The 18,739-nt window shown below is 59.8% G+C and carries 16 protein-coding genes; 12 read left to right on the forward strand and 4 right to left on the reverse strand.

Annotated features, from left to right (window positions below):
- Window positions 1–90: 90 nt before the first annotated feature.
- The 7 genes from G9X64_RS24790 to G9X64_RS24820 all read left to right on the forward strand — a co-directional run bounded on the left by G9X64_RS24790 (window position 91) and on the right by G9X64_RS24820 (window position 8,536).
- Window positions 91–1,455, forward strand: a complete 1,365-nt coding sequence (locus G9X64_RS24790; protein WP_168314062.1) for a glutamine synthetase family protein — start codon at window positions 91–93, stop codon at window positions 1,453–1,455.
- Between the two features lie 201 nt (window positions 1,456–1,656).
- A complete protein-coding gene (locus tag G9X64_RS24795) occupies window positions 1,657–3,042 on the forward strand; it encodes an aldehyde dehydrogenase family protein (RefSeq protein WP_168314061.1) in 1,386 nt (461 codons plus the stop codon).
- Window positions 3,039–4,193, forward strand: coding sequence for an iron-containing alcohol dehydrogenase (locus G9X64_RS24800; protein WP_168314060.1), 1,155 nt, complete (start codon window positions 3,039–3,041; stop codon window positions 4,191–4,193). Before G9X64_RS24795 ends, G9X64_RS24800 begins: the two co-directional genes overlap by 4 nt.
- Before the next feature lie 230 nt (window positions 4,194–4,423).
- Window positions 4,424–5,137: an AAA family ATPase gene (locus G9X64_RS24805; RefSeq protein WP_168309944.1), complete on the forward strand. Its 714-nt coding sequence runs from the start codon at window positions 4,424–4,426 to the stop codon at window positions 5,135–5,137.
- Window positions 5,138–5,529: 392 nt separating this feature from the next.
- A complete protein-coding gene (locus G9X64_RS24810; RefSeq protein ID WP_168309945.1) occupies window positions 5,530–6,771 on the forward strand; it encodes an ABC transporter substrate-binding protein in 1,242 nt (413 codons plus the stop codon).
- Window positions 6,768–7,721: a carbohydrate ABC transporter permease gene (locus G9X64_RS24815; protein WP_033180987.1), complete on the forward strand. Its 954-nt coding sequence runs from the start codon at window positions 6,768–6,770 to the stop codon at window positions 7,719–7,721. Before G9X64_RS24810 ends, G9X64_RS24815 begins: the two co-directional genes overlap by 4 nt.
- Entirely contained in the window at window positions 7,718–8,536 is an 819-nt protein-coding gene (locus G9X64_RS24820; RefSeq protein WP_168314058.1) for a carbohydrate ABC transporter permease, read from the forward strand. The genes G9X64_RS24815 and G9X64_RS24820 overlap by 4 nt, the downstream gene beginning before the upstream one ends.
- 117 nt (window positions 8,537–8,653) lie before the next feature.
- Here G9X64_RS24820 and G9X64_RS24825 read toward each other — a convergent pair whose 3' ends face one another.
- Window positions 8,654–10,393, reverse strand: coding sequence for an amylo-alpha-1,6-glucosidase (locus G9X64_RS24825; RefSeq protein WP_168309947.1), 1,740 nt, complete (start codon window positions 10,391–10,393; stop codon window positions 8,654–8,656).
- Window positions 10,390–11,310, reverse strand: a complete 921-nt coding sequence (locus tag G9X64_RS24830) for an ROK family protein (protein ID WP_171377626.1) — start codon at window positions 11,308–11,310, stop codon at window positions 10,390–10,392. Before G9X64_RS24830 ends, G9X64_RS24825 begins: the two co-directional genes overlap by 4 nt.
- A gap of 238 nt (window positions 11,311–11,548) precedes the next feature.
- Here G9X64_RS24830 and G9X64_RS24835 point away from each other — a divergent pair, with 238 nt between their 5' ends.
- Complete coding sequence (locus G9X64_RS24835; RefSeq protein WP_168309948.1) at window positions 11,549–12,751, forward strand: ROK family transcriptional regulator; 1,203 nt, start codon at window positions 11,549–11,551, stop codon at window positions 12,749–12,751.
- Window positions 12,752–12,754: 3 nt separating this feature from the next.
- Here G9X64_RS24835 and G9X64_RS24840 read toward each other — a convergent pair whose 3' ends face one another.
- The gene (locus G9X64_RS24840; RefSeq protein WP_281360263.1) at window positions 12,755–13,735 is read right to left on the reverse strand and encodes a DMT family transporter; all 981 of its coding nucleotides are present in this window, start codon (window positions 13,733–13,735) and stop codon (window positions 12,755–12,757) included.
- 166 nt (window positions 13,736–13,901) lie between these two features.
- On the opposite strand from G9X64_RS24840, the gene G9X64_RS24845 reads away from it, so the two are divergent.
- The gene (locus tag G9X64_RS24845) at window positions 13,902–15,008 is read left to right on the forward strand and encodes an ABC transporter ATP-binding protein (RefSeq protein WP_171377563.1); all 1,107 of its coding nucleotides are present in this window, start codon (window positions 13,902–13,904) and stop codon (window positions 15,006–15,008) included.
- Window positions 15,009–15,297: 289 nt separating this feature from the next.
- Here G9X64_RS24845 and G9X64_RS24850 read toward each other — a convergent pair whose 3' ends face one another.
- On the reverse strand, window positions 15,298–16,698 hold the full coding sequence (locus G9X64_RS24850) for a L,D-transpeptidase (RefSeq protein ID WP_168309951.1): 1,401 nt from the start codon (window positions 16,696–16,698) through the stop codon (window positions 15,298–15,300).
- 361 nt (window positions 16,699–17,059) lie between these two features.
- On the opposite strand from G9X64_RS24850, the gene G9X64_RS24855 reads away from it, so the two are divergent.
- The 3 genes from G9X64_RS24855 (at window position 17,060) to G9X64_RS24865 (ending at window position 18,723) form a co-directional block, all read left to right on the forward strand.
- Complete coding sequence (locus tag G9X64_RS24855) at window positions 17,060–17,899, forward strand: DUF4432 family protein (protein WP_171377564.1); 840 nt, start codon at window positions 17,060–17,062, stop codon at window positions 17,897–17,899.
- A 71-nt stretch (window positions 17,900–17,970) separates the two neighbouring features.
- Window positions 17,971–18,309 (forward strand): protein tyrosine phosphatase family protein, encoded by a 339-nt coding sequence (locus tag G9X64_RS24860; protein WP_018074112.1) that lies wholly within the window; start codon window positions 17,971–17,973, stop codon window positions 18,307–18,309.
- A gap of 69 nt (window positions 18,310–18,378) precedes the next feature.
- Entirely contained in the window at window positions 18,379–18,723 is a 345-nt protein-coding gene (locus G9X64_RS24865; RefSeq protein WP_003561071.1) for a RidA family protein, read from the forward strand.
- The last annotated feature ends 16 nt before the right edge of the window (window positions 18,724–18,739 follow it).

Here is an 18,739-nt window from a genome sequence, read left to right on the forward strand (position 1 = left end):
AACGAAAAGGCATCGGGCCGTGATACCAGGCCGGGCGTATGCGATTTCGTTGCCCCGATTTTATCAATCCCTATTTCAGGCGGATCAATCATGAGCAGCTACACAATCGACGATCTCAGGAAGGATGTTGCCGAAGGGCGCATCGACACGGTTCTGGCCTGCCAGGTGGATATGCAAGGCCGGCTGATGGGCAAGCGTTTCCAGGCGGAATATTTCGTCGAGAGCGCTTGGAAGGAAACGCATAGCTGCAACTATCTGATCGCCACCGATATGGAGATGGAGACTGTCTCCGGCTACAAGGCGACGAGCTGGGAGAAGGGCTACGGCGACTACACGATGAAGCCGGATCTGGCGACGCTGCGTCGTATTCCCTGGCTCGAAGGCACCGCGCTGGTGCTCTGCGACGTGCTCGATCATCACACGCATGAGGAGGTCGCCCACTCGCCGCGTGCGATCCTGAAGAAGCAGGTGAAGCGGCTCGAGGATATGGGCATGAAGGCCTATATGGCCTCCGAGCTCGAATTCTTTCTGTTCGACCAGAGCTACGAGGCGGCGCAGGCTTCCGGCTACCGCAATCTCAAGCTCGCCAGCGCCTACAACGAGGACTACCACATCTTCCAGACCACCAAGGAGGAAGAGGTGATGCGGGCGATCCGCACCGGGCTGCAGGGCGCCGGCATTCCGGTCGAGAACTCGAAGGGCGAGGCGTCCGCCGGCCAGGAGGAGATCAACGTGCGCTACGCTGATGCGCTCGCCATGGCCGACCGGCACGCGATCATCAAAAACGGCTGCAAGGAGATCGCCTGGTCGAAGGGCAAGGCCATCACATTCCTCGCCAAGTGGAATTACAATGCCGCCGGCAGTTCCTCGCATATCCATCAGTCGCTTTGGAGCCTGGAGGAAAAGCCGCTGTTTTTCGACCATACGGGCAAATACGGCATGTCGCCGCTGATGCACAATTACGTCGCCGGGCTTCTCGCCCATGCGAGCGAGATCACCTATTTCCTGGCGCCTTACATCAATTCCTACAAACGCTTCATGGCTGGCACCTTTGCGCCGACCAAGGCGATTTGGAGCAAGGACAACCGCACCGCCGGCTATCGGCTCTGCGGCGAGGAGACCAAGGGAATTCGTATCGAGTGCCGCGTCGGCGGCTCCGATCTCAATCCGTATCTCGCCTTCGCCGCGCTGCTCGCCGCCGGCATTGACGGGATCGAAAACAAGCTCGAACTCGAAGCCCCCTTCGTCGGCGACGCCTACGGCGGCAAGGGCGTTCGCGAAATCCCGCGCACGCTGCGCGCGGCGACGACTGAAATGACGGAATCGGCAATGCTGCGCAAAGCCTTCGGCGACGATGTGATCGACCACTACACCCGCGCTGCCGAATGGGAGCAGGAAGAATACGACCGTCGCATCACCGACTGGGAAGTAGCGCGCGGTTTCGAAAGAGCTTAAGAGGCATTTTGCGGGTTGCCCCTCACCCTAACCCTCTCCCCGCGCGCGGGGAGAGGGGACGTGCCCAAAGCAGCGTTCGAGGTTAAGGAAGGCGGTGCGGCATATCCCCTTCGCGCCGCAGGCGCGGAGAAGGTGCCGGCAGGCGGATGAGGGGCTACGGCCTCACTCAAATTTTGAAGAATGCGAGGATAGGAACAGATCATGGCAATGATCCAATGCATTTCACCGGTTGACGGGTCGGTCTATGCCGAGCGCCCGACGCTTTCGCTCGACGCCGCCAGGGATGTGGTGGCGCGCGCCCGCAAGGCGCAGAAAGCCTGGGCGAAACGGCCGCTCGAAGAGCGTGTGCAGTTGGTGCTGAAGGGTGCTGCGCGGCTGAACGAGATGTCCGATCTCGTCGTGCCGGAGCTTGCCTGGCAGATGGGCCGGCCGGTCAAGTATGGCGGCGAATACAAGGGCTTCAACGAGCGCTCCAACTATGTCGCTTCGATAGCGGCGGATGCGCTGGCGCCTCTCGTCGTCGAGGAGAGCGAACGTTTCGAGCGCCGCATCGAGCGCGAGGCGCATGGCGTCCTCTTCGTCGTCGCGCCGTGGAACTATCCGTATATGACGGCGATCAATACGATTGCGCCGGCGCTGATGGCCGGCAATACCGTGGTGCTGAAACATGCCTCGCAGACACTGCTGGTCGGTGAGCGGCTGGTGCAAGCCTTCATCGAGGCCGGCGTTCCCGAGGATGTGTTCCAGAACGTCTTCCTCGATCATGAAACGACTTCGGCGCTGATTGCCGCCGGCAGCTTCAATTTCGTCAACTTCACCGGATCGGTCGAAGGCGGGCGGTCGATGGAACGGGCGGCTGCCGGCACCTTCACCGGCCTTGGCCTCGAACTCGGCGGCAAGGATCCGGGTTATGTCATGGAGGACGCCGATCTTGAGGCGGCCGTCGACACCCTGATGGACGGCGCGACCTACAATTCCGGCCAGTGCTGCTGCGGTATCGAGCGCATCTATGTACATGAATCGCTCTATGACGCCTTTGTCGAGAAGTCGGTTGCCTGGGTGTCGAACTACAAGCTCGGCAATCCGCTCGATCCCGAGACGTCGCTCGGGCCGATGGCACATAAGCGCTTCGCCAAGGTGGTGCGCGAGCAGATCGCCGATGCGGTTTCCAAGGGCGCCAAAGCGCTTGTCGATCCCAAGCTTTTCCCCCAGGATGACGGCGGCGCCTATCTTGCACCGCAGGTCCTCGTCGATGTCGACCACTCCATGGCCTTCATGCGCGAAGAGACTTTCGGTCCGGCGGTCGGCATCATGAAAGTGAAGAGCGACGAGGAGGCACTCGCTTTGATGAACGACAGCCAGTACGGGCTGACGGCCTCGCTCTGGACCAAAGATGTCGAGCGGGCAGGGCGGCTCGGCCGCGAGATCGAAACCGGCACCGTTTTCATGAACCGCGCTGATTATCTCGACCCGGCGCTTTGCTGGACCGGCGTCAAGGAGACTGGCCGCGGCGGCTCGCTGTCGATCATCGGCTTCCACAATCTGACGCGTCCGAAATCCTTCCATCTGAAGAAAGTCACAGCATGAGCAGCAGCAACATCACCGCAAACTGGAGCTATCCGACATCGGTCAAGCTTGGCCGGGGCCGCATCACGGAACTGGCCGGCGCCTGCAAGAGCCTCGGCATCAAGAAGCCGCTGCTCGTCACCGACCGTGGCCTTGCCTCGATGGCGATCACCAAGACTGCGCTCGATATTCTCGAAGATGCCGGTCTCGGCCGGGCGATCTTTGCCGATGTCGATCCGAACCCGAACGAAAAGAACCTCGACGCCGGCGTCAGGGCTTTCAAGGACGGCGGCCATGACGGCGTTGTCGCCTTCGGCGGCGGTTCCGGCCTCGATCTCGGCAAGTGCGTCGCCTTCATGGCCGGCCAGACGCGGCCGGTCTGGGACTTCGAAGATATCGGCGACTGGTGGATGCGTGCGAGCCTCGAGGGCATCGCCCCGATCGTCGCTGTACCGACAACGGCAGGCACCGGTTCGGAAGTTGGGCGCGCCAGCGTCATCACCAATTCCGAAACGCATGTGAAGAAGATCATCTTCCATCCGAAGTTCCTGCCTGGTGTCGTCATTTCAGATCCTGAACTGACGGTCGGCATGCCGAAGATCATCACGGCCGGCACCGGCATGGATGCTTTCGCCCATTGCCTGGAGGCCTATTCCTCGCCCTTCTATCACCCGATGTCAGCCGGCATCGCGCTGGAAGGCATGCGGCTCGTCAAGGAATTCCTGCCGCGCGCCTATAGGGAAGGCACGGATTTGGAAGCCCGCGCCAACATGATGGCCGCCGCCGCCATGGGCGCGGTCGCCTTCCAGAAGGGGCTCGGCGCCATTCACGCGCTGTCGCACCCAATCGGCGCCGTCTACAACACCCATCACGGCATGACCAACGCGGTGGTGATGCCGGCGGTGCTGCGCTTTAATCGTAAGGCGATCGAGGAGAAGATCGGCCGTGCCGCGGCCTATCTCGGCATTTCGGGCGGTTTCGACGGGTTCTACGATTATGTGCTGAAGCTTCGCTCCGAACTCGGCGTGCCGGAGACGCTGTCGGCGATGGGAATCGCCGCCGACCGCATCGACGAATTGTCGGCCATGGCGATCGAAGATCCGAGCGCCGGCGGTAACCCGGTTGCAATGACACTCGAAAATACCAAGGCTCTTTTCAGGGATTGCTTCTGACAACATAAGAGCGGACCTACAGACCGGCCTGGAAAACCTCGGTTTTCCGGGCTTTTTTCGTTGCCGCGGCATCCCAAGTTTTAGGGATGTGAAAAATACCGGCTGCAATTTCGCCGCCCGTGTTTCGAATTTGTTAACCATGATTAGAAAGGATGGATTAACCGCACGATGCTCCGATGGTGCGTAAAAGAGCGATTCCGGCTCGCACCATAGCCTTCCGAGGACCGAAAATGCCTGTCATCACATTCGCAAATACCAAGGGCGGCGCCGGCAAAACAACCGCTGTTCTGCTGCTCGCGACCGAGCTTGCCCGCAAAGGCTATCGCGTCACCATTCTCGACGCCGATCCGCAGCACTGGATTTCGCGCTGGCACGAGATCTCTGGTCATGTGGCCAATCTTTCGGTGATCGATTTCGTGACAACCGCCTCGCTGCCGCAGCATATCAGCGAGAACAAGCACAATACCGACTATTTCATCGTCGACCTGCCGGGTGCGCGCAATCCGCTGCTTGCCACCGCCGTCGGCCTTTCCGACCATGTGCTGATCCCGATCCAGGGCTGTGCGATGGATGCGCGCGGTGGCGCGCAGGTGCTCGAACTGTTGCAGTATCTGGATGAGAAGGCCGGCATCAAGATCGGCCATTCGGTGGTGCTCACCCGAGTCAACTCGATGGTGACGACGCGGGCTCTGCAAGTCGTCAAGTCGCTGCTCAGCGAGCGGCATGTGCCGGTACTCGATACGGCTATCATCGAACGCTCCGCCTTCCGCGACATCTTCGATTGTGGCGGCACGCTGCACACGATTGATCCCACGCGTGTCAGCAACCTCGACAAGGCCCGTGAAAACGCCACCTGTTTTGCCGAGGAAATGATGCGCAAACTGCCGGTGAGGCTGGCCGCATCCGCCCGTGTGACGAACCCGATGGTCCGCTCGGCCGCCTGACGATGCTACAGCGCCGCGTCTTTTCAGATACGCACAAGACTCGGTAACACTTTAAATTTTGCAGGAGCATGAAATGACGAGGCCGCCGGAGCTATCCGGCGGCCTTTCCGTAATTATCGCCGCCAGCCAGACGCGGTCTGACCTCAGACAGCGACGAATCTACCGCCAGGAGCCTCGTCGCTTCGAAGCATGATTTGCTGCTGATTCCTCTCGGTGCGGAGGACGACAAACGCGTCATTTTCTAGGCGACCGCTCGGGTTGCCACGGCGATTTCCCTCAAGAGCTTCACGATCGCCGGATTCGATGTATTGACAGCGCCGAAAACTCGTATTTAATTCGTCATGCTTACGAACAAATGTCAGCCGAACGATATGAGCCAAGAAGGGGAACCCATGAAACCGCTCAAGACAATTGTAATGGCAGCCGCTGCGACCGGCTTTATGCTCACGAGCGCGATGGCTTCCGAGCTGAAAATGGTCTGGTATGTCGATGGCGACGAGCAGGAAGCCAATGTGCGCGCACTGCTCGAGCAGTATACGCAATCGCATCCCGAGACGACTTTCGACCTGCAGATTACGCCCTATGACGGCATGATCCAGAAATTCCAGCAGTTTGCCGCTTCCGGCATGATGCCGGACCTTTCACTTACCTCCTCGATGGAGCCGGTCATCCGTCCCTTCCTTGCCGATCTGAACAAGGAGATCGGGCCTGACTGGATCAAGGACTTCGTCAAGGGTTGGGCCGACGGCGCGAAGCTGGGCGACAAGGTCATTGCCGCGCCGCTTCAGGTGACGTCGACCGGCATCTTCCTCAACGTTGATGCTTTCAAGAAGGCAGGCGTCGCGATCCCAGATCCGGCGACCGGCTGGACTTGGGAGGAGTTCCTGCCCAAGATCAAGGAAGTGGCCGAGAAATCCGGCACCCGTTATCCGCTTGTCTGGGACGTTTCGGCCAGCCGCTGGATCGTTCACGAATATCAGTACGGCAACCACATCTTCTCCGAGCAGGAGCCGGTGAAGGTCGTTATGGACGAGGCCGCCTGGACCAAGACACTCGACAAATTCGTCGATCTCTCGAAATCCTCGATGCCACCCGGTCTTTGGACCGGCGCAAGCTCGGACAATCCGAAGGAATTGTTCGCGGCCGGCCAGGCGGTGGCCTACATGTCGGGCAGCTGGCAGATTGCCGGCCTTGCAAAGAATGCCGGTTTTGCCTGGCAGGCCGGGCCGACGCCGCGCGGCACCGTTGCCTCGTCGATCTATGGCGGCGACTATCTCGTTGCCTTCAACACCAGCCAGCACCTGCCTGAAGCCGTCGCCTTCATCAAATGGGTCACCTCTCCGGAAATCCAGGCGCAGTATGCCAAGACCTTCGGCATGATTCCGGCGAACCTGAAGACGCCGGCGATCGAATACGGCAATCCGGCAGCAACGGACGCCGTCAAAAGCATGCAGAATGAGCTGAACGTCAGCCCCGCCTATGCTGCAACAGACCAGGCATGGCCGCAGATGCAGTCCGTCTGGGGTACGGTCAAAACAGCGGTCACGCAGACCGTCGCCGGACAGATATCGTCGGCGGAAGCGATTGCCCAGATCAAGAAAGCGGCAGACGATGCAGTCGAGGCCAGCAAGTGACGAGCACGCTGATCGTAAATGAGCAAACGATGCCGGGCAAACGCCCGGCATCGCGAGGGTTAGGTCGCTCCCTTGGACTGGCTGCATGGCCATACTTGCTTATGGTTCCGACCGTCGCGCTGCTGGTGGCCTTCACGCTCTATCCTCTGGCACAGGGGCTGCTGATGGCGTTCTTCCGTCGCGGCGTGGTCGTGCTTGACCAGATGCCGAACACGTGGCCTCAATATGTCGGATTCCAGAATTTCACCGGCTTGATCCAAGATGCGGATTTTCGCACCTCGTTGGTCAAGACTGTCGTCTTCGTCGTCGTGGCGGTTCCGCTTAACATTGCGGTTTCGCTGGCGCTCGCCTTGCTGCTTTCACCGCAGACGAAATTCTTCGCGTTTGTCCGCACGATCGTTTTCTTCCCCTCGATGATCAGCCTCCTGATTATCGGCGTTGCCTGGCGCTGGCTGTTCGGGTTGAACAACGGCCTAGTCAACTACCTGCTGTCGCTGATGCACATCGCACCGGTCGCCTGGCTCGAACAGGATACGATGGCCCAGATCGCCGTCGTGATTGCGTGGATCTGGGCGCAGGCCGGTTTCAATATGATGATCTTCATTGCAGGCTTGACGGCGATCTCCCCCGACTACTACGAAGCAGCGTCGATCGACCGCACGACAAAGTGGCGGCAGTTTACGCACATTACCTTACCTTTGCTGAAGCCCACGATGGCCGTCGTGCTGGTGCTTTCATCCATCGAGGCCTTCAAAGTTTACGAACTCGTGGTGTCGTTGACGGGTGGTGGGCCGGGGAAAGCCACGGTCTACCTGATCCAGACGATCTATGACACGGCCTTTCAAAAGCCGATGCAAGCTGGCGTTGCGGCTGCGCAGTCCATGGTCCTCTTTGTTATCCTGCTGCTTCTTACCGTCTTCCAGCTCCGCGTATCGAGAGGCGAAAAATGACGCGCGTCTATACTCCGTGGCGGCTCGCTTTCGTCGCCCTGACCCTCTTCGTCTTCCTGATGCCGCCGGTCTGGCTGTTTCTGTCTTCGCTGAAGTCGCAGCAGGAGATTTTCCAATGGCCTCCGACATTCGTGCCGGAACGGCCGACGTTGCAGAACTTCATCGACACGGTATCGCGGGCTAAGTTCCTTCTGTTCTTCCAGAATTCCGCTATCGTCTCGGTTCTTTCGGCCATGCTTTCGGTCACGATCAGCGTCATGGCCGGTTATGCCCTGGCGAAGTTCAAGTTCAAGGGCGACACGCTGGTCTTCCTGCTGATCATGTCGTCGCTGATGGTGCCGCTGCAAATCGTTATGATCCCGGTGTTTCTCGTCCTTCGCGACCTCGGGCTGCTCGATACGCTCGCCGGGCTGATCATTGCGCCGGCGGCAACGCCAACCGGGGTTTTCCTGATGCGCCAGTACATTACGAATATTCCCGATAGCCTGCTTGAAGCGGCCCGCATTGACGGGACGCCGGAATGGCGGATTCTTCTGCGGATCATCGTACCATTGGCGCTGCCTGCCATCGGCACGCTCCTGGCGTTCAATCTTGTCTGGCGCTGGAATGACTATCTTTGGCCGTTCCTGATCATCACCGACCAGGATAAATGGACCGTACAGCTGGCGCTGGCCAATAGCGTCGGCAAGTACGGCATCAACTGGCCGCGACTGTTGTCGATGTCCGTTCTGTCTGTTCTGCCGGTGTTGGTGATGTTTACGGCTCTACAGCGTATGTTGATGAGCGGATTGATGGCAGGGGCTGCTAAGGAATAAGCTCCCCGTATTGTCTCAATAAAAAAGCCGCCAAGTTCCTTCCTGGCGGCTTTTGTTTGCGTTTTGCGAGACGATATCCGTGAAAAAGAGACCCGAGGGCGGTCAGTTGAGGAAGCGTCAGCGGTTTGCCGCCAAGACCCTGTCTCTGTAAGCCAAGGCTGCGGCCGCCGGCATGCTGCTCCATCCCTGGAGCAGCGATCCACGCCCCCAGGGTGGCGAGAAATATTCGACCGCTCCCATCCAGCCTTCTTCCAGGCAGGTCTGCCACCAGCGAAGCAGGGGATAGTCGAAGCAGTCCAGGCCATAGGCGAGGCGCTGCTCGGCATAAAGGCCAGTGAGATAGGGCCAATCAGAGCCGTTGTGGTAGCGATAGGCGAAAGAAGACTTCTCGCGTGTATCCTTGGTGCGCTTGAAGGGTGGATAGGCACACAGGACACCCCAGTCGCCGTAAGGCTGGGTTTGATTGTTCCGGCTCTCCAGTGTCTCCTGCACCTTGGCCAGCACGATCTTCGCGCGTTCCGGCGACACGGCACGGAAACGCAGAAGCGTCAGGCTGTCGAGCGTCAGGTGATCCTCGACAAAATCGTCCTTCGTGCCGTAATCAGCGTAAATACCATTCGGCTGAAGGAGCGCTTCATCGAGCGATGCGCGCGCCTTGACCGCGACAGCGGCAGCCTTTTCGGCAACCGCAGCATCGATGCCGTATTCGGTGATGACGTCCAGCGCCCCGATCCAAAGGCCGAGATCATAGGCTACATAGCCGTGGCGGTAGACGTTGTCTGCCCAGTCGCGATCATGTCGCGGCTTCACTGGTAGCCCGTTACCAGCCACATCGAACCGGCAATAGCGTTCGAAGATCGTGACGATCTTGTCCCAGTAGAGTGAGACCGGCGCATTGTCGCCCGTCGCTCTGATATAGTCGCCGATCGTCAGGATGAAGAAAAGCGGGCTGTCGAAGTGATCGCTCCACCAGTCGCCGGGGCGCAAGTGTTCAAGCTTGATCTTCGGATGTGACCGGCGGACCTTCTCCCATTCTTCGGCCTGGGCGGGCCCGGTCAGAATGACGCCGCTCGGCGCCTCGCCGTCCGGCTGGATGCTGCGGGCGAGCAGATCGATCTGGCCACGCACGGCCGCCGGCTCACGGTCGAGCAGGGCCTGCAGTGTCCAATAGCCGTCGCGATAATAGGTGCGTGCCGGCGCGCTGTAGGCCTGGCCGGCAGCCAGACCGGCAAAGGCGCCGTGCTCGTCGCGGCGTATGCTGGAAAGTGCTGCGTGAATGCCCTGAGAAATCATGCTGCGCATCAGCGGTTGCGCCTCCGGCATGGCGTCGCACCGCTCCACATAGACGCGCGCCTCATCGATCACTGCCGCCGGATCGATCGCCAGGGCTTTTTCCGCTTCTTCCTGTGTGGCGCCAGCGACAACAAGAACGCCGTCCGTTCGCTGCTCGGCAACGACGATACCCCATGCAGTGCGCACGGTTCTGCGCTCGCCGCTGCGCTCGATCGGCTGGCGCGGCATCATGCCGCCCCACCAGGCACAGCGACGTGATGGCGTGATCGATCGAAGCTTCGCGCCCTTGAGAAAGAGTGCCGGCACGGACTGGGCCACATGAAGTCCGCCGCCGTTTGCCGTTTCAACGCGGTTGGGCGCATAGATAAACGGCCCGGTCCAGCCTGAGAAGGAGAGGGTGGCAAGCTTGCCGGCGCCCCAGAGCGAAAGTTCGAGCTTGCCCTCCGGCCGGCAGTCGCCTTGCAGACGCGGCGCCATGAAGGGAAGCAGCACTGCTTGCTCAGAACGGACCTGACCGTCTGGAAGGGGTGTGAGTGCGGTCTGCTTCGTCGGTGATGTCGTCATAGGGCGGCCTCCTGTTGTCCATCTTCTCCAAAACCGGCGATATCGGTCAGCCCGAGCATGATCGCTCCGAGCATGCCGGCATCCGGACCGAGGCTCGTTGCTTCGATTCGGGCCTCGAATGGGAGCAAGGCGTTCATATGCTGCCTGACGGCCTTGACGAACTCCGGTCGCGAGCCAATGCCGCCACCGAGCACGGTGAGCGCGGGATCGAACAGTGCCTGGACTGACGCAATACCGACCGAGGCCGATTTCGCCGCAGTCTCGATCACGGCCCTGGCTTCTTCATCGCCTGCCAGAGATCGGGCGAAAATCTCACTGACCGTCACCGTTCCATCGCCATAGAGACTGCGGATCGCGGGTGAGTCGACCTGATCCTCGAAGAGGCCGGCGCGCGCCTTCGACGCCGTCTCGTGCGGGTTGAAGCCCAACGGCAGCAAGCCGAGTTCGCCGGCCCGGCCGTGCTGGCCACGAAAAAGGTTTCCGCCAACAACAAGGCCCATGCCGACACCCGTTCCAAACGCAACGAATGCAAGCGACCCCAAGTCACGGCCTTTGCCGAGCGTGGCCTCGGCGAATGCGGCGAGATTGACGTCGTTTTCGACAACAACCGGACATGGCAGGCTCTCCGACAGCACATCAGCAAGCGGGCGGTCTGCGGGAATCGCAAGATGGGGGGAGAGGGAAGCAATTCCTGTGGCAGGTGAGACGGCGCTTGGAATGCCAACGACAACCTTGTTCAGTCGGACGCAGTCACCGCACTGATCGAGAAGAGACAGAATCATCCGCGGTATCTGCTTGAGAACTGGCGCGTCAGCTCCGTGCTCTGTCGGCTCCGAGGTCCTGGCCAGAACATTTGCATTCCGATCTGCGACGCCGGCAAGCAACTTGGTGCCACCGAGATCGACGCCGATGACCACATCGGAACGCGCAACTGATGGCGTGGCGCAACGGCTGTTAGGCTCTTTGCGCAAACTCGACGCAATGGCTGAAATATTTGACAAAAGCAGTCCTCTGCTATATTTGTTCGGCAGGTTGACGAATTTAATATTGCTGCGTCCGTGAGCTGTCAACAACCAGTTTGAAATCCACCGGTAATCATGGAAAAAGCAGGGACATCAGTTTGCAACAAAAGACCGACCGGCGGATAGTTCGAACATGGCCATAACCGAAAACGCGCCTCCTGTGCTTCGTCAGATCTCCGTTCGCGCCGTCATGGATGTTCTCCTGCAATCCGGGCCGACCTCTCGCGCGGAACTTTCCAAACTCACCGGGCTTTCGAAGCAGACGATGTCCGAAGTGATCCGTACGCTCGAAGAAAGCGGATGGGTTCGCGAAAAGGGTGTCACCAGCGGACGCGTCGGCCGCACGGCAATCACCTATGAGGTGAATGGAAATGCGGGCTACGCCGTCGGCATCGACATGGGGCCAACGACGACCCGCATCGCACTCGTCAATATCGTCGGCAATATCGTCGCCGAAAGGGAATATCCGTCGGACAGGCGAGGTGGCTATTATCTGATCGACCAGGTTGAGGCGATATTGTCGCGGATGCTGACGGACACCGGCATTACTTCCCAAAACGTCCTCGTCGCCGCAGTGGCAACTCCCGGCGTAGTCGATCCGGCTACAGGCGCTCTGTCGATGGCACCCAATCTTGCGGATATCGGTGGGATCGACCTTGGTCGGGTGTTGAGCGATCGCCTTGGCTGCACGGTCGTGCTGGAAAACGACGTCAATGCCGCCGTCATCGGAGAATCCTGGCAGGGCTGCGCTGCGGCGATAGACTCGGTCGCTTTCGTATCTCTTGGGACCGGCATCGGCTTGGGTGTCCTTCAGGATGGAAAACTGATGCGGGGAGCGAGCGGGGCGGCGGGGGAAATCTCCTATATGCCGTTCGGAGCCGATCCATATGCTGACGACAGTCTTGAACGCGGCGCACTCGAATGTGCGATTGGTGCGCAGGGCATTACCGAACTTTACGCTCGAGCTGGCGGCGTGGAAGGAACCTCCGTCCGCGATATCATGAGCCTGGCAGAGACGGGCGATCCCATCGCGACCGACGTAATTGGCAAAGTCGCCGATATCGCGGCCCTGCTCGTCGTCGCCGTCTATGCCGTCGTCGACCCCAAGACTGTTGTGCTCGGCGGCAGCATCGGGCGCCATCCGATGATCGTCGATCGTATAGGCCTTGGTATTGAAAAGGCCAGCCGACGCATGATCGACGTCAAGGCGAGCGTGCTCGGCAATCGGGCAACGTTGGTGGGAGCTCTCGCGATCGGGCTGACGCACGTCCACAATCTGCTGTTCTCGCCGCAAATCCTGCCTGAACAGCGGCGGCTTCCGCCGCCGCCGCTCTGATCGTTACTCTGCGGTGGATATCGACAGACGGCGCTCTCGGTACCAGATGAAGAGGCCTGAGGCGATAACGATGCTTGCGCCAAGGAAGGTGTAGGTTGTCGGTATGTCTCCGAAGACCAGAAAACCCAGCAGGACGACGGCCAGGAACTGGGCATATTGCAGCGGCGCCAGGAATGAGGCGGGTGCGAAGCGATGTGCCTGGATCATGAAGAAATGGCTGACGGCGCCGAAGCATCCCGTGGCAAGAAGAACACTCCAGGCGTAGCTATTTTCCGGCCATTTCCAGACGAATGGCATGACGGGCAGCAGGATGATCGCCGGAAATGCGGCCATGATCAGCAGCATGCTGCCTGAAGATTCGGTGGTCGCGAGACGCCGGGTCAGGATGTTGTAGCTGGCGCCGACCATGACCGAGATCAGCGAGACGCCGAAGGCCCAGTGAAACCCGTCCATTCCCGGGCGGGTCACGACCAACACGCCGGCAAAACCTGCTAAGATCGCGAACCACCGATAGCGGCCGACCTGTTCGGACAGAAAGAAAATCGACAGGATTGTCACGAATATCGGCGTCATGAACTGGATAGAGAGTGTCTGCGCAATTTGCAGATAGCCAAGCGCCAGAAAATTAAGCCCGGTGCAGAAGATCTGGATACCGGCGCGCAGCAACTGGAGCTTCGGCGACCGCGTCCGCCAGGCATGCGGGGCCTGCCATGGATTGAGGATAACTGCCACCACAACGAAATGCACGGCGAAGCGGAGCCAGACGACTTCCAACGTCGGTACCTCGTGTCCCGATAGCTTTGCAGCGGAATCGAGGAAAGCAAAAAGCGTGACCGCGAGAAGCATATATAGAACCGCTTTTGGTCGGTTTTCTTCTGGTGGAGCGGGAAGCGGATCAAGGCGGCGACCGTTGGCACCCGACGAGAATGCCTTGGCCAGCGTCCGTCTGGAGGCAGGCTCGAGCCTGCCGGATTGAAAGTTCATGGGAGGAGTCCTGTCATATGGGGAGGAACCTGCGGAGCAGTAACAGATAATTTTACGTTCGTCATCTTGACGAACTAATTATAGGCCTGCAAACTGCATTTCATGTCGAGGGTAACGTCGATAGGGCTGAAGCCCCAAAAGCGACGATGAATGTGAAGGACGGAGTATGGCTGGGCTTAAGTTGGATCGCGTCACGAAGAGCTTCGGCCATCATTCGATACTTCACGGCATTGATCTCGATGTGAACGAGGGCGAATTCGTGGTTCTCGTCGGTCCATCAGGTTGCGGAAAATCAACCTTGCTCCGGCTGATTGCCGGCCTGGAAGACACGACGGCCGGTCAAATCTTCATCGATGACCAAGACGTCACGACCGCGCCCCCGGGCGACCGCGGTATTGCGATGGTGTTTCAATCCTATGCGCTTTACCCGCATATGACTGTCGCAAAAAACCTGTCGTTCGGCCTGGAGAACCTCAAGATGAGCCGCGCGAATATCGATGCGCGCGTCATCGAAGCCGCGCGGATGCTGGCGATCGAACCACTTTTGCAGCGCCGCCCCAAGCAGCTTTCCGGTGGCCAGCGGCAACGCGTGGCAATCGGCCGTGCCATCGTTCGAAACCCGTCGCTATTCCTCTTCGACGAACCGCTATCCAATCTCGACGCGGCCCTTCGCGTCCAGACACGCGGCGAGATCAGCCGATTGCATGAGCGGCTCGGGGCAACGATGATCTACGTCACGCATGACCAGATCGAGGCGATGACCATGGCCGATCGTATCGTGGTCCTCAATGGCGGGCGGGTTGAGCAGGTCGGCACGCCGCTCGAACTGTTCGAAACGCCGGCCAACAAGTTCGTCGCAGGCTTTATCGGGTCGCCGCAGATGAACTTTTATAACGGAAAACTGATTTCCATCAGCCGCGGCGATGTGACGATAGCGGTGCCGGGTTTTGGTGAAATAGTCCTTCCCTTTCACGCGCCCGGCGCCAGCGAAGGCGAAGAAGTGGTGTTAGGTATTCGGCCCAACCATTTCCGGATCCAACACGATGCTTCGAACGATCCATTGAGTGTTGAAATGGTTGTCGATTACGCTGAAAGTATCGGGACTGAGACCTATATCTATGCGAAGATTCGAGGCAACGAGGCTCCCAGCATCATGCATCTACCTGACCACCTCGCAACCAACGAAGGAGCGCTCCTGCGAATGTTCGTTGACCGCAGTCGGTGTCATTTGTTTCGAGAAAGTGACGGCTTGAGCTTTGTGTCGCGGACTTAAGTTTCCGGCACCCATCGGCAGCGAGATCGCAAGTTTCTGTTTGTGGCGGCTCTTTTACACGGACCGCTTGGGCTTGAGCGATGGCATAGAAGCTGGGCGGCCCACATTGTCGGGGGCTGACGATGTCACCCGGCTAAAGGGCTGGAGCGAGCTTTTTCGACCCATGTCCCGAAGATGCGCCGGTTCATTGGCGACGGTCCAGGCCGCATCATTCCAGCGAACTCGGCCGGGAACGAAGGTCTGATGTCGTCCGAAAACGGCTCACACTTTTCGGGATATGCTCCACGGCTCAGTCGACGAATTCGACCGTCACTCCTGGCTTGACCATCTTGGCAAGCTCGGTGGCATCCCAGTTGGTCAAGCGGATGCAGCCGTGGCTCTGGGTGCGGCCGATCTTTGAGGGCTCGGGCGTGCCATGGATGCCGTAGGTCGGCTTGGAAAGCGCCATCCAGACGGTGCCGACGGGACCGTTCGGGCCGGGCGGAATGTTGAGGATCTTATCATTGGCGCCCTGCTGGAAATTGATCTTCGGATTGTAGGTGTAACCGGGATTGAGGGCGACGCGCTCAACATTGACCGTGCCCGATGGAGAGGGGGTATCGGTGGAGCCGATCGACGCCGGATAGGCGGCGAGGAGATTGCCGGCGCCGTCATAAGCGAAGACCTGCTTACGCCCCTTGTCGGCGATGATGCGGGCTACCGCGCCGCTTTTCGGCTCGCCTGGATTGACGACCTTGATGACGGTGCCGGGAACGGTGAAGTCGGCGCCGGGGTTCATCTCCTTGAGGAAAGCCTCATCCATGTGGAAGCGCTCGGCGAGCATTTCGGTGGTCGAGGTGTAAGCCAGCGACGGCAGCAGCGCCTTATGCGAATAGTCTTCCGGAATCTCGGCGACGAAGGGGCCGGCCGCATCGGCCGGCGTGATCGTATAGCTGACGACGGGCAGCCCGCCGGTCATGCGCAGCTCTTCCAGAATGGCGTCGGTGTTGTTCGGGTCGAGCTTCGAACCGGTCATCTGATCGTAGGCTAAAATCGCCTTGGTGACGTTCGAACCCATATGGCCGTCGATGACGCCGGGGGAGATGCCGGCGCGGTCGAGGAAGACCTGCAATGCGACGATCTCCGGCTTCGATTTGTTGTTCAGCGTGATGACAGGTTCATCGGGTGCGGCCTTCGGCTGATCGGCGGGCGGGATCTGCTGGTCGGGATCGATCGAGGCATAATCGTCGCCGGGCTGCGGATTGCCGATGCTGTTATCCTCGAGGTAGGGCTGGTCGCCGAGCGGATGGCGCTCGATCGCGGCATCGCGCGGAATGCCGCCGGTGACGGCGCCACGCTCGGAATAACGCGTATCGCCGTCGGGATTGTTGTCGGAATAATAGGGGTCGTTGCCGTACTGGTCGTTATAGACTTCGCGCGGGCCGGGCCGCGGCGGATAGTAGCCGCGGGCGCGCATCTCGGTGGCGACGACGTTGCCATAGTCGTCGATCAACACGCGATTGCCGCTACGGTCGCGGGCATAGATATAGCCGGCTGGAACATAGTCGAGGATTTCGCCGCTCGGTGTCACAAGCACGATATCGCTCTGGCGGCGGTCGCGGAACTGCTGCGCGCCTGCCTCCGGCGGTGTAGCCGCAAGGGCAGTCAGAGCGGCCGCCAAGCAAAATGCCGACTTCAAAAAGCGATTCACGTCTCATACCTCGAACAGTGATTGGGCAGACACACACCTGCGAATTTTGACGCTAGTGTGGAATTTATGAAAGCGTGCTGAACAAAATATGAAAATCACTAAGATTTCCTTTTACTCATAAACGTTTGCGTCCTTGTGTCAGTTCCGCAAAATCCGCGGTTGCGGCAAAACCACAAGATGGGAACAGCCCCGATTGACGAATGGCGGCGCGAAACCTAACGCTAGCGCATCATGCTTTTCGAAAAGCGGAATCGATTTTCGGAAAGCATGATGCGTTGATTCAAGGTGTTAGAGCGTTCTTTGTGCGTCCGAAAGGACACACGGCGCTCTAAGGGGCCGACCATTCCCCGAGGAGACTGTGATGATCGAATTTGCCGCCGCAAGCGGGCCGCGCCTGATGCTGGACGAAACATCGGTGCTGGATATCGGCGGATGCATCGTCGAAGGCGTCGACATCGCTCCGAAACGCGCCATTCCCGATGACGGCGACCCGCGAATCGATCACTCGCTCGAGGGCTTCCTGTTCACCTGCGGGCCGGACCATATCCGCCACCGCCAGCCGATCGCCGGCCGGAACGACGGTAAGGTCTATCCGCTGCACGGATCGGCCTCCGGCCATGCGGCAAAGGTGCTGTGGACGAAGTTCGAGAACGGCAATGCGGAATGCCGGGCCGATATCGACATCACCACCGTCGAGGGACTGCCGCAGCGCATCGAGCGGCTGTGGCGGATCGATGGTGCGACCGGCGAGGTGCGGCTCGAGGATCGGGTGGTCAATACCAGCGATCGGACGGTGCCGACCTTCCTGATGTACCACATGAACATCGGCGGCAAATGGCTGGACGACGGCACGCGGCTCGAAGGCCGGATGCTGGAAAATGGCGGTTTCCCCTGGGCGTTTGGCGAGGAGCTGGGCGGCATCTTCTGCGTCGCGGCGTCGGCGACGGAGGAGGGTTTCGCGGAGGTCCGCCTCGGACCGATCGCCGCAATCGGCGGCAGGACGCTGCGTGTGCGCTTCCGTGCCGACACGCTGCCCCATCTGCAGGTCTGGCGGAACCAGAAGGCGCCGGCCCATATCATCGGCATCGAGCCGGTGTCGCATCGCTGGATATCGCGCGACGAGCTTGAGGCTGCCGGTGAGTTCAATATGCTGGTGCCCGGCGAAAGCCGCAGCTCTGCGCTGACCTTTACCTTCCTGTGAACGAAGTGTTGTTGACGCTGGCAGACCTCCGTCGTAGACCTTCAGCCCACGATTTTTGAGGAGACAAGACGATGGATATTCGCCAGATCGACGATGAATATTCGGTTTCAGGCCAGATCACGCTGGAGGAGCTCGACGAGATCAAGGCGCTGGGGTTCAAATCGATCGTCTGCCACCGCCCCGACCATGAAAGTCCCGACCAGACGTCGTTCTCCGTTATCGAGGCGCGCGCCAAGGAGCTCGGTCTCGAGATCGCCCATGTGCCGGTTGGACCGATGGGGGTGACCGAGGAAGCCGTGCAGGGCATGGTCGACGCGCTCGATGAATTCCCGCGGCCGATGCTCGGCTATTGCCGTTCCGGCGCACGCTCGACGGCGATTTACCAGAAGACCCACCATATCCGTAATTGAGGCCGTTCCGGGCGATTTTCCGGCGTTGAACCTCAGCGCCGTCACCTTTCATTCACTCAGGAGACTATAATGAGCATCAAGCGTATCGACGTCGGCTCGCGCATGAGCGGCGCCGTCATTCACGGCAACACGGTCTATCTCGCAGGCCAAGTCGGCGAAGGCGAAAGCGTCACCGATCAGTGCAAGTCATCGCTTGCCGAAGTCGACCGTCTGCTGGCTGCATCAGGCAGCAGCAAGTCGAAGATCCTGCAGACGATCATCTACCTGTCCGACATCGCCGATTTCGCCGAGATGAACGCCGTCTGGGAAGGCTGGATCGATCCGGCCAATCCGCCGGCGCGCGCCACCAGCGAAGCCAAGCTCGCTGCGCCGAAATACAAGGTCGAATTCATCGTCACGGCTGCACTCGACTGAAGTCGCGGCGTCCCTA

Source organism: Rhizobium sophorae (genome assembly GCF_013087515.1).
GTDB lineage: Bacteria > Pseudomonadota > Alphaproteobacteria > Rhizobiales > Rhizobiaceae > Rhizobium > Rhizobium sophorae.